Here is a 15233-nt window from a genome sequence, read left to right on the forward strand (position 1 = left end):
CCGGGCAGGGATCGGGCGTGGAGACGCGCAGATGGCCTAAGACGGAGGAAGATCAGGCGGCGGCATCAGGCATCAGACGAGATGCGGAGGAGCCCGGGCCTGGAGGGTCGACAGGAACCAGCCGGCGGCGATCCGTTCGGCCGGCAGCAGGCACGTGTCACGGGCCATGGCAAGGGCGGGGCCGACGCTCGGCGGCGGCGGCGGCAGGGCCAGTCCGGCCACCAGCGGGCAGAGCGGGCAGTGGCCGTTGCCGGTTGGCACCGAGTCAGGCGACTTTCCATGGTCGCCGTCGTAAGCGATCCCGAACTCTTCGATGCCGTAACCGGCCGCATCGGCCTGGATGGTGGCCAGGCCACCGGAGGAGCAGATCGGCAGAGACACCGTCTCCCCGGCCCGGGCAATCCCGGTGCTGGTTCCGGTGCCCATGGGCATCCAGCCCCAGGCGATGACCTGCAGCAAAAGGGCAGCCATACCGGCCACGAGGCCGAGCCGCCGCACCTGCTGCACTGTCATCCGACCGAAGACCATCCGGCTCCGTCGCCTTCCACAAACGCCGGCCGTACCCGGCAAGGACGCGCCACGATAGCGCAGTGGTCGGGAACGGACGAGCGGCAAATGGACCCACAGGCGGCGAAGGGTCGGCATCCCGGCTCAGGCCAGCAGGCGGAAAGCCGGCTCCGGCCGGGACAGCAGGTCGCGGCGCAGCACCTCGATGGTGGCGTCGTCGCGGGCGGCACGGGGAACGGACAGCGGCACCTCGGCTACCACCCGGCCGGGCGAGGGTGCCAGCAGCAGCAGCCGGTCGGCCAGCGCCAGCGCCTCGCGCAGATTGTGGGTGACCAGCAGGACGGTGGCCGGCCGCCGGTCCAGCAACTGCGACAGCAGCCCGCGCAGCCGGAGCGCCGTCGGCTCATCCAGCGAGACGAAGGGTTCGTCCATCAACAGCAGGTCGGGATCCACCACAAAGGCGCGGGCCAGCGCCACTCGCCGCGCCATGCCCAGCGACAGCTGGGTGGGAAAGCGGTCAGCGAAGGGCGTCAACTCCAGCGCCGCCAGCATGGCGTCGACCGCCGGCCCGCGCCGCTGTGCGCGTGGCAGCACCAGCGCCAGATTCTGCCGTACGCTGCGCCAGGGCAGCAGCCGCGGTTCCTGGAAGACATAGCCGAGCCGGGCCGGCCCGCCGTCCGGCCGCGGCCCGACCTCCACCACACCGTCGAAGGCGCGGTCGAGCCCGGCGACGATGCCGAGCGCGGTCGTCTTGCCGCAGCCGCTGGGGCCGACCAGCGCCACGACCTCCCCCGCCGCGGCGGACAGGGTCAGGCCGCGCACCGCCTCCACCGCGCCGAAGCGCTTGGAGCGGATCTCAAGCCTCAGCGGGCAACCGCCGCCAGCGCTGGCAATGCCGCTCGACCGGTTGGAGGACGCCGTATTCCAGAAGCTGGACCACGGCCACGAACGCAATGGTGTAAGCCAGGATTCCTGCGACATCGAAGGTCTGGAAAAGGAGGTTGATCTGGAATCCGACACCATCGCTGCGGCCCAGCAGTTCGACCACCAGCACGATCTTCCAGATCAGCGCCAGGCCGGACCGCGCAGCCGCGGCGATGGTGGGGGTGAGTTGCGGCAGCAGCACATGGCGAAGCCGGTCCGCGGGCGACAGGCGGTAGACGCGGGCCATGTCGATCAGCCCTTCATCGATGGCGCGGGCACCGGCCCGTACCAGCACCACCGTGTTGGGAATTTTGTTGACCGCAACGGCGCCGATGGCCGCCGCCTCGGTCAGGCCGAACCAGACATAGGCCAGCACGATGACCACCAGTGCCGGCAGGTTCAGGGAGAAGACCAGCCAGGGGCCGAACAGCCGGTCGATGAAGGGCGACCGCCCCATCGGCAGCCCCAGCCCGACCCCGATCGACATGGCGAGCGCGAAGGCCGCCAGCACCCGCAGCAGCGTGGCGCCCATATGATGGAACAGAGCCCCGCTCTGCGCCTCGCGCAGCAGGGCATCGGCCACCGGCAACGGACCCGGCAGCAGGCGCCCGCCGATCGCCAGCGCCGCCCCCTGCCACACGGCCAGCAGCAGCAGGATCGACGCGACAGGCATCACCATGGACGTCAGGGCGGGCCGCACCAGTCAGGCCCCGCCGGTCCAGAAGGTGCCGGGGGCGATGGTGGGCGCGTCGCCGACCAGTTCCCGGCCGCCCAGCCGCGCCAGCAGCGCATAGAGCCTCGCCGCCCCTGCCCGCTCCTCCTCCGTCCAGCGGCGCGGGATGCCCTCACGGTAGCGGTCGCGCAGGGTGCGGAAGGTGGCGTCGTCCTCCGCCTGCATCAACGGGGCGAGCCGGTCCCAGGCGGCGTCGGACTGCGCCAGCAGGGTCTTGGCCTCACCGGTGGCGGCCTGGAAGCCGGCGAGGGCCGCCGGGTTGGCGCGCGCCCATTCCTCGCGGAAGACATAACCGATGGAAGGCAGCGTCGCCGTCTGGCCCAATGCTTCCAGCATGTCGGACACCGTCATCGCCACGCGCATGCCCTTCGCCTCCAGCCGGGCGGCGAAGGGCCAGAAGGTCAGTACGGCATCCAGGTCGCCGTCGGCGATCTTGCTGTTCAGCAAGGGTGGTGCGGCGAAGAAAGGCTGTACGTCGCGGTCGAGCGACAGCCCGTGCCGGTCGGCAGCCAGGGCTTTCAGCAGGAGCCAGCTTTTGTCGAGCGGGCTGCCGGCGACGCCGATCCGCTTGCCCCGCAGGTCGCCGACCCCGGCGATTCCGGAATTGGCCGGAACCACCAGGGCGCCGACGGCGGTCGAATAGGGGATGAAGCACAGCGCCTCCCCCTTGCTGCGCATCCGCGACACCCACAGCCAGTCGGAGACGATGATCTCGACCGCGCCGGCCTGGAGCGCCACCTGGGTGGCGGGATTGCCGGCCAGTTCGACCAGTTGCAGGTCGATGCCGGCCTGCTTGTCGAAATTGTTGGCGCGGACGGTGTCGAGTTCCCAGCTGACCGTGCCGAACTTCAGCACCCCGGCGCGGACAACCGGCCGGTTGGGGGCAGGATCGCCGGCCGCGGCGTGCCCCAGCGCCACCGACGCCAGAAGCGCACCGGCCGCCAGCAGTGTCGTCCGTCTGGTGCAGCCTGCCGCCATGGTCCCCGCCCGCTCAATCTTCGGACTGCCAGCTTAGGAGGACTGTAGATGGTTCGTATATTCAACGATAGGAGGATAAGCGGGGTATCGCCGGCTGAACCGGTGTCGGATCACAGTCCCAGATAGGCCTGCTTCACCGCCGGGTCGGCCAGCAGCGCCTCCCCCGTTCCCGACAGCACCACCCGGCCATTCTCCAGCACATACGCCGTCTGGGCGATTCGCAGGGAAGCAGCGACATTCTGTTCGACCAGGATGATCGTCATGCCGTCGGCCGCCAGCGAGCGGATGATGCGGAACAGCTCCTGCACCAGGGCGGGCGACAGGCCGAGCGAGGGTTCGTCGAACATGATCAGGTCCGGCTTGCCCATCAGGCAGCGGCCGATGGCCAGCATCTGCTGCTCGCCGCCGGACAGGGTGCCGGCCGCCTGATCCAGCCTCTCGTGCAGGCGGGGGAACAGGTCCAGCACGCGGTCGTAGGTCTGGCGCGCGCGAGCGCGGGCGCGCGGGATGACGGCGCCCATCTCCAGATTCTCGCGCACGCTCAGCGTCGGGAAGATCTGCCGCCCCTCCGCCACCTGACCGACGCCGAGGTCGCAGACGACATGGCTGGGCAGCCCGGCGATCTCGCGGTCCCTGAAGCGGATGCTGCCGCGCGCCGGCTTCAGGATTCCGGCGATGGCACGGATCAGCGAGGTCTTGCCGGCCCCGTTGGCGCCGACGATGGCGGTGGTCTGCCCTGCTGCCACCCGCAGTGTGACGCCGTCGAGCGCCTGGGCGTCACCATAGTACAGGTCGAGATCGGATACGGTCAGCATGGCGGCAGGGGTCCAAACGGGCGCGACGTGCACCCTCTATAGCGCGATCATTTCAGGAAGAATACCGCACTCATCACCAGCCCGACGGCGATGATGCCGGCGCGCAGAACCGGCTTCGGGATCCTGCGACCCAGCCGGGCGCCAACATAGCCGCCGGCGACCGCCGCGACCGTCATCAGCAGCGCCTTCGGCCATTCCACCGCCCCGCCCGCGGCATAGGCAACCACGGCGATGGCGGTCAGCACGGCGGAGAACAGGTTCTTCAGCCCGTTCATGGCATTCAGGTCGGTCATGCCGAACAGGCTCAGCTGTGCCAGCAGAAGGATGCCGAGCCCGCCGTTGAAATAGCCGCCATAGACCGAGACGGCGAACAAAGTGCCCAGTATCGCCCCGGTGCCGTGCAGACCCAGGCTGCGCAGCCGTTGCGCCAGCACGGTGCCGAAGGCGAACAGCCCGGTCGCCAGCAGCAGCAGCCACGGCACGATGCCGCGGAACACCGCATCCGGCGTCACCAGCAGCAGCCCCGCCCCGGCCAGCCCGCCGACCAGACTGACCGCCGACAGCAGCGGCAGGCCGAGCGTGCCGACCGGCGTCAGGTCCTGGCGATAGCCGTAGACCCCGCTGGCATAGCCCGGCAGCAGGGCGACAGTGCCGGTGGCGTTGGCGGCGACCGGCGGCACCCCGGCATAGATCAGGGCCGGCAGGGTCAGGAAACTGCCGCCGCCGGCAACGGCATTCATCGCCCCGGCCAGAAATGCCGCAACCAATAAAATCAATTCGGTCATGATGTTACGAGCGGTTCCTCAACTCCCGGCGAATGATCTTGCCGGTGGTGGTCATGGGAAGGCTTTCCATGAATTCGATGGCGCGGGGATATTCGTGGGCGGCCAGCCGGGTCTTCACATGCTCCTGGATCGAGGCCACCAGCGCGTCGTCCGGCATCACCCCCTCCTGCAGGACGACGAAGGCCTTGACGATCTCCGTGCGCAGCGGGTCGGGCACGCCGACCACCGCCGCCATGCGGATTGCGGGATGGCCGATCAGGCAGTCCTCGATCTCGCCGGGGCCGATGCGGTAGCCGGCGGAGGTGATGACGTCGTCGTCCCGCCCGACGAAGCGGATGTAGCCGTCCTCGTCCAGTTCCCCCTGGTCGCCGGTGACCAGCCAGTCACCGATGAATTTCGCCGCAGTGGCATCGGGGTTGTTCCAGTAGCCGAGGAACATCACCGGATCCGGCCGGCGCACCGCGATCAGGCCAAGTTGGCCCGGCGGCAGCCGGTTGCCCTCCCCGTCGATCACCGCCACGTCATGGCCGGGAACCGGGCGGCCCATGATGCCGGGCTTCGGCGCCATCAACGTGGCGGCCGAGGAGACGATCATGTTGCATTCGGTCTGGCCGTAGAACTCGTTGATCGTCACGCCGAAGGTCTCGCGCCCCCAGTCGAGCAGCCCGGCGCCCAGCGTCTCGCCGCCGCTGGCGACGGACCGCATGTCGATGCGGTGGCGCGCCCGCGGGGCCTTCACCGCCCGCATCATCTTCAGCGCGGTCGGCGGCAGGAAGGCGTTGCGTACTTGGAACTCGGCCAGCAAGGCAAAGGCGGCCTCGGCATCGAACTTCTCGAAGCGGTGGGACACCACCGTCACGCCGTGGTGCCAGGCCGGCAGCAGCACGTCGAGCAGCCCGCCGATCCAGGCCCAGTCGGCCGGCGTCCAGATGCGGTCCCCCGGCTGCGGGAACAGGTCGTGCGACATCTCCACGCCCGGCAGATGGCCGAGCAGCACCCGGTGCGCATGCAGTGCGCCCTTCGGCTGGCCGGTGGTGCCGGAGGTGTAGATGATCAGCGCCGGATCGTCCGGGTCGGTATCGGCCGGAGTGAAGCTGTCGGATGACGCATCGCACAGCCCATGCCAATCGAGGCAACCGGGGCCGGATCCGTCGATGCGGTAGACGGCGCGCAGTTCGGGCAAACGGTCGCGGATCTGGGCGATCTTTGCAGCCCCGGCGGCGTCGGTGACCACGGCACGGGCACCGCAGTTGGCCAGCCGGTATTCCAGCGCCTCCACCCCGAACAGCGAGAACAGCGGCACGGCGATGCCGCCCAGCTTGTAGACCGAGACATGGCTGATGGCGGTTTCCGGCGCCTGGGGCAGCAGGATGCCGACCCGGTCGCCCCGCAAGACCCCTTGCGCCGCGAGTGCGTTGGCGAAGCGGTTGGACAGGGCGCGGATGTCGGAGAAGCGGTATTCCTCTACCCCGCCGTCGCGCCGCTTGTGGATCAGGGCGACGCGGTCCGGTTCCGTCTCCGCCCAGCGGTCGCAGACGTCGACGCCAATGTTGTAACGGTCGGGCACGCGCCAGGCGAAGGCGCGGGACACCCCTTCCCAGCTGTCCACGTTGGGCAGCATGTTCGTTCCCTCCCAAGGGCTTGTCGTCGATTCCTTTGTGGAACCGTTGACCCGATCATAGGAGCAAGCGAGGCACCGCGTCACGCACGGGGAATAAGATGCGGGTCAGCCATGTTGATGGCGTCAGGAACGAACTGTTTCGTGCCGATCCGAACAGGACCCAACAGGACGAGAGCCACCATGAAAGCCAGCCCCTTCCTCGCCGCCGCGCTGTCCGCCAGCCTGCTCGCGGCCCCGCTTGCCGGCTGCGCCCAGCCCGGCTACGGCGATTCCTATGGCGGCATCAGCGCCAACAAGCAGACGGCCGGCACCGTGCTGGGCGGCGTGGTCGGTGGTCTGGCCGGCTCGCGTTTCGGCGGCGGCAGCGGCAAGCTGGTGGCGGTGGGCGTCGGCACGCTGCTGGGTGCGGCGCTGGGCAATGCGGCCGGGGCCTCGCTCGACCGCGCCGACCAGAATTACGCCCAGCAGGCGGCGGTCAATGCTTACAGCGCGCCGACCGGGAGCACCATCCGCTGGAACAACCCGGAGACCGGCAATTACGGCAGCTACACGCCCGTCCGCGAAGGCACCGGGCCGCAAGGCCAGCTCTGCCGCGAATACCAGACCACCATCGTCGTTCAGGGCCGTACCCAGCAGGGCTTCGGCACCGCCTGCCAGCAGGCGGACGGCAGCTGGCGCGTTGTGAGCTGACGTTTCAGGCGAGCGCCGCCCGCCGTCGGGCGGCACTGCCCGACTTCGGCGCCGGGCCGGTCAGGGCGGAGGCGATGCGTAACGCCCCCTGGCCGTCCAGCGGCAGGCCGGACGCCGCATCTTGCATCTGCTGGCGCCGTCCTGCGTCGGTCCACAGAGCGAGCGCTCGCTCGGCAATGAGCGCAGCCGCCTTGGCCGGATCGCAGCCGCGGGCATCCACTGCGCTGCTCCAGCCGAGTTGGGCGGCATCGCCACTCGCCATCGCCTGATTGTCGGCGGTGACCACCAGCAGGGTCGGCACCGCCAGGGCGGCCAGTTCGCCCATGGTGCCGCCGCCGGCGGACACCGCCAGCCCGGTATCGGCCATCAGCGCGCCCATGCGCGGGCAATCGATCTCCACGGAAATTCCATCGCGGGCGAGCGCCGCCACCTCTGCCGCGCGCGGGTTGCTGCCGCCGACCACGGCGACGATCCGGCAGCCGTCGGGCCGCGCCTTTCCCAGCGCCGTCAAAACCGGACCGGTCAGGCCGAGCGGATCGGAGCCGCCGAAGGTCACCAGCAGCACCGGACGGTCGGCGATGGCCCGCCGCGGCGCCTGGGCCGCCAGCCGGACCTCCCGCCGCAGGGGCGCATAGCCGGGGCCAAGCAGCAGGATGGCACCGGGCGCCATCGCCTCATAAGGCAGGGTCGCCGCCTGTGGTGCTGCATTGACGACGAGGTCGGCGTGCAACGGCGTGCCGTCGCCCAGATCGTCCCAGGCCAACACCCGCGCCCCCGCCGCCTGAAGCCCGGCGCGGTAAGCCTCGCCAAAGCGGTAGCCGTCGAGCATCACTGCGCTGCCATGCTCCCGCCGCAGCAGAGAACGGGTGGCGGCCAGATCCGCAGCCTCTCCCACCGGGCCGGCGATGGAGACATGGCGGAAGCCGTCGGCGGTCAGGCGGTGGTCAATGGCGGGGGTGGACTCGACGGCGGCGAACAGCGCCTCATGCCCTTGCTCGCGCAGGGCTTCGGCCACGGCGAGGCAGCGCATGACATGGCCGGTGCCGATGATGGGCGAGGCGTCGGCGCGGATGAGGATGACGGCCATGGCACTGGTCCGGAAGAGACGGCGTGGCTGTCCTGCCACGGCGCGCGGGATCGAGTCGGTCAGCATCTTGGCCCGGCACTTTGCGCCTGTCCAGCGCCAGACCGCCGGGCGCGCAGGGGCAAAGTGCGGCGCCCCCAGGGCACTCCGCCAAGACACTCCACCAAGGTTGCCCGTCAGGACTCCCGGCCGGCGATGACGCTGGCGGCGGTGGCGAGGCTTTCCGGTGTGCCGATATCGAGGAAGCGGGCCTTGGCGACATGGGCGTTCAGGGTGCCGGGCGGCAGCTTTTCCAGCACGTCGCGTTCCAGTGACACCGCCCCCGCCGCGACGAAGCGGTCGAGGAAGGCGGCGGAGAACAGGTAGACCCCGGCATTGATGGTGCCGGCTCCCGGCGCCTTGTCCAGGAAACGGCGAACCCGGCTGTCGGGACCGATCTCCACCCGCACGAAGCGGGAGGCGTCCTCCACCGTCACGCACAGCACCGAGGCTTCCGCCCCCGACAGCCGGTGCGATGCGATGAAGGCGCGCAGGTCGGCGTCGAGGAAGGTGTCGCCGTTCACCACCAGGATGGTGCTGCTGCGCAGCTCCTTGCGGACATAGCCCAGGGCGCCTGCGGTGCCGAGCGGGCGCGGTTCGATCTGGCAGACCACGTCGATGGTGCCGGCCGAATCACCGCGGGCGAGCCAGGCGGTCACCCGGTCGGCCAGATGGCCCAGGCACAGCACCACACGGCGCGATCCGTAGGTGGACAGGTAATCGAGGAGATGGCCGAGAAAGGCGCGGCCCGCGATCGGGGCCAGGACCTTCGGCGTGTCACCCAGAACGCCCCGGATGCGCGTACCCAGCCCGCCTGCGAGCACCGCGACGTCTATGTTGGCAAGAGCGTCCTCAGACCGCACCGACCGTCCTTTCCCTGAAGTCCCGCTGTCGTCAACCGGCTTGTGGAAGCAGCTTACGACGGAGCGGGCGCCGGGTCATCCACCCTGCGCAGGCCCCGGCGGCCATAGTCGATAATGGGGGCGCTCGGGAATCGCAATGCGGAATTGCGCGGAGCGGCCTCCTCCAATGGTCATTCCAACCGGGACCGGTCATCGGCCAGACGGCGCAGGCGCCGGGCGACGGCGGCCAAAGCGGCGTCATGGTCGCCGGAATCGCCGATCAGCGCCATGGTCGGGAACCAGGGCCTGATCGCCGCTCCCAAGGCCGACCAGTCGCCGGCCGCGGCGATCCGCCAGACCGGCACGCCGAGGGCCGCAGCGAGTTCTCCCACGGCGGTCGGCGCGGAAATGACGAGGTCCAGGCCGGTCATCAGCCCCGCGACTCCGTCCAGATCATTGCGCTGGTCCAGATCGGGCCAATGATGCAGGACCGTGCCGAAGCGATGCAGGGCCTCTGTCCGCTCCGCCTCGCGCTCGTCATATTGCAGGCTGACGAAGATCACGCCGGGCACGGCGAAGACCGGCCCCCATTGGTCGATACGGCTGTAGGCGCCGGTGCGGTCGGCGGTCATCCGGCTGCTGCGCCAGCAGACGCCGACCCGCAGGCCGGTGCCGAGAGACGCCAGCTGCGTGCACCATTCCGCCGCCCGCTCCGGGTCTGGGGTGAGGAACGGAGTTTTCGCCAGGAATTGCCGCAAGGACGACCGCAGCCGGGCCGCGACGCTGCCCATGGCGGCGTGGCAGTCGGCGTCCCGCGGATCGGGCGTGGGCGCTCGGACATCCGCTCTCGGCAAGGCTCGGGCAAACAGGCTGGTCAGCCGCGGGTCGCATTCGACGATGACCTTGCCGGCATGACGGAGCAGGTCGGGCAGTGCGGTGCCGAACAGGATCTCGTCGCCCAGCCCCTGCTCGCCCCAGACAAGGATGCATCGATCGGCCAGCGGCTCGCCCTGCCAGTCTGGAATATTGAAGCGGCGGGGCACGGCATCGCCAGTGGCGAAGCGGTGGGCGTAATCCTCCCAGCCGCCGCTCAAGTCGCCATCGGCCAGCCGCAGCAGGGCGCGGTTCATCCGCGCCTCAGCCCGGCCGGGCGCCAGTCTCAGCGTACGCTCAGCAAAGAGAGCGGCGCTCGCCCGCTCTCCCCGCATCAGCAGCGTATGGCCGTGGTTGACCAGCACGTCCGGCAGGTCCGGCGCAAGTGCCGTGGCACGCCGATGGGCGTGCAGCGCGTCGGCCCAGCGCCCGAGCCCCGCGAGCGCCATGCCGAGGTTCGACCAGCCCTTGGCGGAGATCGGGACGATCCGGAGCGACCGGCGGCACCGGCGGGCAGCGTCGGCGAAACGCCCCTGCGCCTTCAGCACCGCGCCGCCGGTGGTCAGAACGCCGGCAAGGGCGGGTGCCAGGGCTGTCGCACGGGAGCAGGCGGTTTCCGCCTCGGTGAAGCGGTGGGCGGTGAGCAGCGCCGCGGCGAGGTTTCCCCAGCTTTCCGCCTGCGTCGGACGCAGCCGCACGGCGCGGCGGTGAGCCCTCGCGGCCTCCGCCACGGTACTTTCCACCTGGAGCGCGACCCCAAGATTGCTCCACGCTTCGGGAAAGGCCGGGGTCAGTGCCACTGCCCGCCGGTGCCAATGGATGGCGGCCTCGATCCGACCAAGCCGGAGCAGGGTCAGCCCGCCGTTGGTCCATGGCGCCGGCTGTGTTGGGGCCGACGCTACTGCTTTGCGGTGGAGGATTTCGGCCTCCGACAGACGACCTTGCCGGTGCAGAGCGATGGCCTGCGCCGCCAGTCTCTCCCCATTCGGGAGGATCTCCCTCTCCCCGGGGGGAGAGGGAATCCGTGGGGTGGAGAGGGATTTCAGCGCATGAGCCATATCGGCCATCGTCGTCGACAGCGGTTCGCCGGGGCGGGGTTGGAACAGGCGCATCGACGGGTACCAGGGGCGTACACCGGCCCCCAGCTGGGTCCAGTCGCGGGTGCCGAAGCGCCAGACCGGCGTGCCCAGCGCGCCGGCGAGTTCGCCGACCGACATGGCGGGCGAGATGACGAGGTCCAGCCCGGCGATCAGGGCGGCCATGCCGTCGAAATCATCCTTGCGGTCGAGGTCGTCCCAGCGATGCAGGCGGATGCCGAAGCGCCGCTCCGCCTGCCGGACCTCTTCCTCCACCTCGCCATATTGCAGCACCACCCACCGGATGCCGGGCAGTGCGAACAGCGGCGCCCAGGCGTCCAGTGGCAGATAGGCGACGCGACGCTCCGCCGTCATCATCTGGCTGCGCCAGCCAATGCCGACGCGCAAGCCGGGGCAGAGCGCAGCCAGCCGGTCACGCCACCGCTCCGCCAACCCGGCATCGGGTACCAGCCAGGATTGGCGCGCTGGGAAATCGGCCAGCCGACGGCGTAGGACCCGGGGCAAGGAGCCCATCGGCACATGGCGGTCATAGTCGGGGATCGCCATCGCCTCCTGACCCTGCCCGTCCAATGCCTCCGCCCGCACCCGCAGGGCGGGGAAGGAGCGGGCGAACAGCGGCACCAGACGGCGATCAACCTCCAGAATGGTGGAGACGGCGCGTCCAGCCAGTTCCGGACACAGGGCGGAGAACAGGATGGTGTCGCCCACCCCTTGCTCCCCCCAGATCATCAGCCGGCGGCCAGTCAGATCCTCCCCACGCCACGGCTGGGCACGGGGATGGCGCCCCTGCCCGACCTGTCCGGACCCGAAGCGCCACGCATAGCCGGGCCAGCCGCGATCGAGATCGCCGGCTTCCAGCCGCAGCAGGCCCTTGTTGAAATGGGACAGCGACAGGTCCGGCCGCAGAGACAGCGCCCGGTCATAGCAACGTTCCGCCCCCTCGCTTTCACCCAGACGCTGGCGGGCCAGGCCGAGATTGCTCCACGCCTCGCCATAGGCGGGATCGAGCGCCAGGGCACTGCGGTAGCCGTCGGCCGCACCGGAATAATCGTGCCGGCCCTGGCGCAGATGGCCCAGATTGTTGCGGGCCGGCGCTTCCAGCGGAGCAAGGCGGATGGCGCGGCGCTGTGATCGTTCGGCCTCGGAAAATCGCTCGGCGCTGCGCAGGGCATTGCCCAGGTTGGTGTGGGTTTCCGGCAGGGCCGGATCCAGAGACAGCGCCACATGCCACGCCCTCCAGGCATCGCCCGTGCGGCCGGCGGCATGGCGGGCGTTACCCAGATTGTTCCAGGCGCCGGCGAAGTCGGGGCGGTGACCGATCGCGGACCGATGCAGCGCTTCCGCCTCCGCATGGCGCCCCTGAGCAGTGCGGACACTGCCGAGATTGTCCAGTGCATCGGCATGGCCGGGCTGGATGGCCGTGGCCGCATCAAAGCATGTGGCAGCATCATCCAGTTGCCCAAGAGCTTTAAGACAGAGCCCCAGACCATTGAGTGAGAACGAATCATGCGGGTCAAGACGCAGAGCATCGGCGAAACGCTCAGCAGCCTCTTCCGTCCGTCCGGCTGCCTGGAGCGCGGCGGCGAGGGCAGACAAGGCTGCGGAATCGGCGGTGCCGTTGCCCAGCGTCGCCGCCATGTGCAGAGCGTGTGCCGCGTCCGCCATACGGCCGAGCTGGCGCAGGCTGACCGCCCGGTTGGTCCAGGGACGCGGGTCACCGGGCAGCAGTTCCGCCGCGCGGGCATGGGCGGCCAACGCCTCTTCCGCACGGCCGAGGTCCTGGAGTACAGCGCCAAGGTTCAGATGGGCGTCTGCCAAGTCGGGTGACAGCCGGGCGGCCTCGGCATAATGGTCGGCCGCCTCCGCCAGTCGTCCCAGAGCCGCCAGGACGAGACCGAGATTGAAGTGGGCACCGACATGGGTGGGATCGCGGTCAAGCGCCCGGCGCTGCGCCGCTTCCGCTTCGTCGAGCCGCTCCATCCGTTGCAAAACGATGCCGAGGTTGGCGTGATAATCCGCCACCTCAGGTGCCATCTCGATAGCTTTATCAATAAAAACAATGGCTTGAAGGTTATTATTGCGTTGATGGTTTAGAACGCCAAGCAGATGCAGAGCGTCGGCATGGCGTGGTTGAGCCTCAAGCACACGTCGATACAAGGGCTCCGCGGCATCGAGAGCGCCAGCCTGATGGTGGCGGAGTGCCTCGGCAAACCAATCGACAGTGCTCACAGATCACCTTGTAGAAGTCGGCCAAGCATCTGAGAGACCTTTGGAATGGCGTCGCCGATCCCATCGCCTCCGTCGGGATGAATGCAGCGCATGGACGGGAACCAGGGGCGCACGGCGGTGCCGAGTTGGGTCCAGTCGCGCCGGCCCAGCCGCCAGACGGGAGTGCCCAGTGCCGCCGCCATCTCTCCGGCGGAGGATGCGACGGTGACCGCCAGATCCAGGTTCGCCATCAACGCCGCGGTGCCCTCCAGATCGGTGATCTGGTCGAGGTCGTGCCAGCGGTGGATGCGGACGCCCAGGCGGCTTTCGATGGCTGCGATCTCCTCCTCACGCCCGTCATATTGCAGGCTGACGGCATGCAGGCCGGGCAGGCGCAGCAAGGACGCCCACTCCTCCAGCTTGGTGTAGGACTGCCGGCGTTCGGTGGTGATGCGCTGGCTGGTCCAGGCGATGCCGACCCTCAGGCCGGGACCGAGCGCGTCCAATCGCGACCGCCATGCCGCCACCCGCTCCGGGTCGGGCTTCAGCCAGCCGGCGGGTGGCGGTGGAACCGGAGCGATCTTCCATAGCAGGCGCGGCAAGGAGCCGAAGGGCAGATGGCAGTCGGCATCGGTTGGCCGCCGGGTCGGTGTCCGCACCGTGGTGCCGGGGAAGGAACGCTGGAACAGCGGGACCAGCCGGGGTTCGCACTCGACGATGGCGCCGGGAAAGCGGGCCAGGGCTTCGGGCAGCAGGGCGCCGAACATCAGTTCGTCCCCCAGCCCCTGTTCGGCCCACAGCAGCAGACGGCGTCCGGCTAGGTGACCGCCCTCCCATTCCGGGATGTTGAAGGGGCGTCTCGGTTTCAGGCGGCCGGAGTCGAAGCGGACCGTGTAATCCTCCCACCCCTCTGTCAGCCGGCCCTGCCGCAGGCGCAGGATGGCGCGGTTGAAGCGGGCGAGTGCCTGTACCGGATCGCCATCGAGAGCGCGGGTGAACTCCTGCTCGGCACCGGCTTCATCGCCCAGATCCTGAAGGGCGAGCGCCAGATTGGTGTGGGCGGCGGCATAGCCGGGACGCAAATCCAGCGCACGGCGTTGCAGGTCGGCGGACGCCATGGCTTGTCCCTGCAAGCGGTGGATGGTGCCGAGATTGGTCATCGCCTCCGCCATTTTCGGGTCGAGCCGCAGGGCGCGGGCAAAGGCATCGGCGGCGGGCGCGATCTGGTCGGAGGCCTGGAGGGCGAGGCCGTGGGCGTTCCAGCCCTCGGCATCCGCCGGTACCAGCGTCAGATAGCGGCGGTAAGCCGGCCCCGCGTCGCCGCAGCGGCGTTGCAGCGATCCAGCCAGGGCGAGCACCGCCACGGCATGGTCCGGCCGGCGCGCCAGCGCAGCACGCAAGGCCGCCTCCCCCTCGTCGGCTCGTCCCAGATCGAGCAGGGCGAGGCCAAGGGCAGCATGTGCCTCCGTCAGGGCCGGGTTGGCGGACAGGGCGTGGCGCAGCAGCGGCTCCGCCTCAGCCGAGTGGCCGAGGCTGCGCAGGACGATGCCGAGGTTGCCTTCCGCCTCCGCATAGTCCGGGCGGGCGCGCAGGGCGGCGCGATAGGCGTCGGCGGCCTCCGCTGCCTTTCCTTGCGCGTTCAGCGCGTTGCCCAGGGTGTTGGCGGCTTCCGGGAAAGGGCGGCGCAGGCGAAGGGCGTTGCGGGCCGCGCGTTCGGCCTCGGCGGAGCGGCCAAGAGCCTGGAGGGTGTAAGCAAGGTTGGCGTGGTAATCGGGAACATCCCGCTTTGCCGCCACCGCCTGCCCGATCAGGTCGGCGGCCTCTTTGAGGCGGCCGGTCTGGCAGGCGATCATGCCGAGAAGATGCAGGGCGTCCGGCTGGCGCGGCTGGGCGGCGAGCGCCTGACGGTAGAGCGCTTCGGCCTCGCCCAACTGGCCGGACTGGTGCAGTGCCACGGCCTGCCCGACCAGCGCCGCGGCGGTGGCGGCAGCGGAGGTACCGGATTTGCGCTGACTACTCATGCCCCGTGCCGTCCCT

General features: G+C 69.8%; 12 protein-coding genes. 1 reads left to right on the forward strand and 11 read right to left on the reverse strand.

What is annotated here, in order from left to right; genetic code table 11:
- Positions 1 to 72: 72 nt before the first annotated feature.
- From J2848_RS30410 to J2848_RS30440, 7 genes are all read right to left on the reverse strand, one after another.
- Positions 73 to 513 carry a DUF2946 family protein gene (locus J2848_RS30410; protein WP_246194252.1) on the reverse strand — a complete coding sequence of 147 codons (441 nt, stop codon included), beginning with the start codon at positions 511 to 513 and terminating at the stop codon, positions 73 to 75.
- A gap of 138 nt (positions 514 to 651) precedes the next feature.
- Positions 652 to 1461, reverse strand: coding sequence for an ABC transporter ATP-binding protein (locus J2848_RS30415; RefSeq protein ID WP_246194251.1), 810 nt, complete (start codon positions 1459 to 1461; stop codon positions 652 to 654).
- Positions 1364 to 2131, reverse strand: a complete 768-nt coding sequence (locus J2848_RS30420) for an ABC transporter permease (protein ID WP_366520500.1) — start codon at positions 2129 to 2131, stop codon at positions 1364 to 1366. The genes J2848_RS30415 and J2848_RS30420 overlap by 98 nt, the downstream gene beginning before the upstream one ends.
- Positions 2132 to 2134: 3 nt before the next feature.
- The gene (locus J2848_RS30425; RefSeq protein WP_149234273.1) at positions 2135 to 3142 is read right to left on the reverse strand and encodes an ABC transporter substrate-binding protein; all 1008 of its coding nucleotides are present in this window, start codon (positions 3140 to 3142) and stop codon (positions 2135 to 2137) included.
- Between the two features lie 110 nt (positions 3143 to 3252).
- A complete protein-coding gene (locus tag J2848_RS30430; RefSeq protein ID WP_149234272.1) occupies positions 3253 to 3957 on the reverse strand; it encodes an ABC transporter ATP-binding protein in 705 nt (234 codons plus the stop codon).
- A gap of 47 nt (positions 3958 to 4004) precedes the next feature.
- Positions 4005 to 4742 carry a sulfite exporter TauE/SafE family protein gene (locus J2848_RS30435; RefSeq protein ID WP_149234271.1) on the reverse strand — a complete coding sequence of 246 codons (738 nt, stop codon included), beginning with the start codon at positions 4740 to 4742 and terminating at the stop codon, positions 4005 to 4007.
- A 4-nt stretch (positions 4743 to 4746) separates the two neighbouring features.
- Positions 4747 to 6363 carry an acyl-CoA synthetase gene (locus tag J2848_RS30440; RefSeq protein WP_149234270.1) on the reverse strand — a complete coding sequence of 539 codons (1617 nt, stop codon included), beginning with the start codon at positions 6361 to 6363 and terminating at the stop codon, positions 4747 to 4749.
- A 180-nt stretch (positions 6364 to 6543) separates the two neighbouring features.
- Between J2848_RS30440 and J2848_RS30445 the strand changes: the two genes are divergently transcribed.
- Complete coding sequence (locus J2848_RS30445; RefSeq protein WP_149234269.1) at positions 6544 to 7053, forward strand: RT0821/Lpp0805 family surface protein; 510 nt, start codon at positions 6544 to 6546, stop codon at positions 7051 to 7053.
- A gap of 4 nt (positions 7054 to 7057) precedes the next feature.
- On the opposite strand, the gene pseG is transcribed toward J2848_RS30445, so the two are convergent.
- The 4 genes from pseG to J2848_RS30465 form a co-directional block, all read right to left on the reverse strand.
- Complete coding sequence (gene pseG, locus J2848_RS30450) at positions 7058 to 8140, reverse strand: UDP-2,4-diacetamido-2,4,6-trideoxy-beta-L-altropyranose hydrolase (protein ID WP_149234268.1); 1083 nt, start codon at positions 8138 to 8140, stop codon at positions 7058 to 7060.
- Between the two features lie 173 nt (positions 8141 to 8313).
- Complete coding sequence (locus J2848_RS30455) at positions 8314 to 9039, reverse strand: nucleotidyltransferase family protein (RefSeq protein WP_149234267.1); 726 nt, start codon at positions 9037 to 9039, stop codon at positions 8314 to 8316.
- A 170-nt stretch (positions 9040 to 9209) separates the two neighbouring features.
- Positions 9210 to 13217, reverse strand: coding sequence for a tetratricopeptide repeat protein (locus J2848_RS30460; RefSeq protein ID WP_149234266.1), 4008 nt, complete (start codon positions 13215 to 13217; stop codon positions 9210 to 9212).
- On the reverse strand, positions 13214 to 15217 hold the full coding sequence (locus J2848_RS30465) for a tetratricopeptide repeat protein (RefSeq protein ID WP_149234265.1): 2004 nt from the start codon (positions 15215 to 15217) through the stop codon (positions 13214 to 13216). The genes J2848_RS30460 and J2848_RS30465 overlap by 4 nt, the downstream gene beginning before the upstream one ends.
- Positions 15218 to 15233 lie beyond the last annotated feature (16 nt).

Source organism: Azospirillum lipoferum, from assembly GCF_024170005.1.
Taxonomy (GTDB): Bacteria; Pseudomonadota; Alphaproteobacteria; order Azospirillales; family Azospirillaceae; genus Azospirillum; species Azospirillum lipoferum.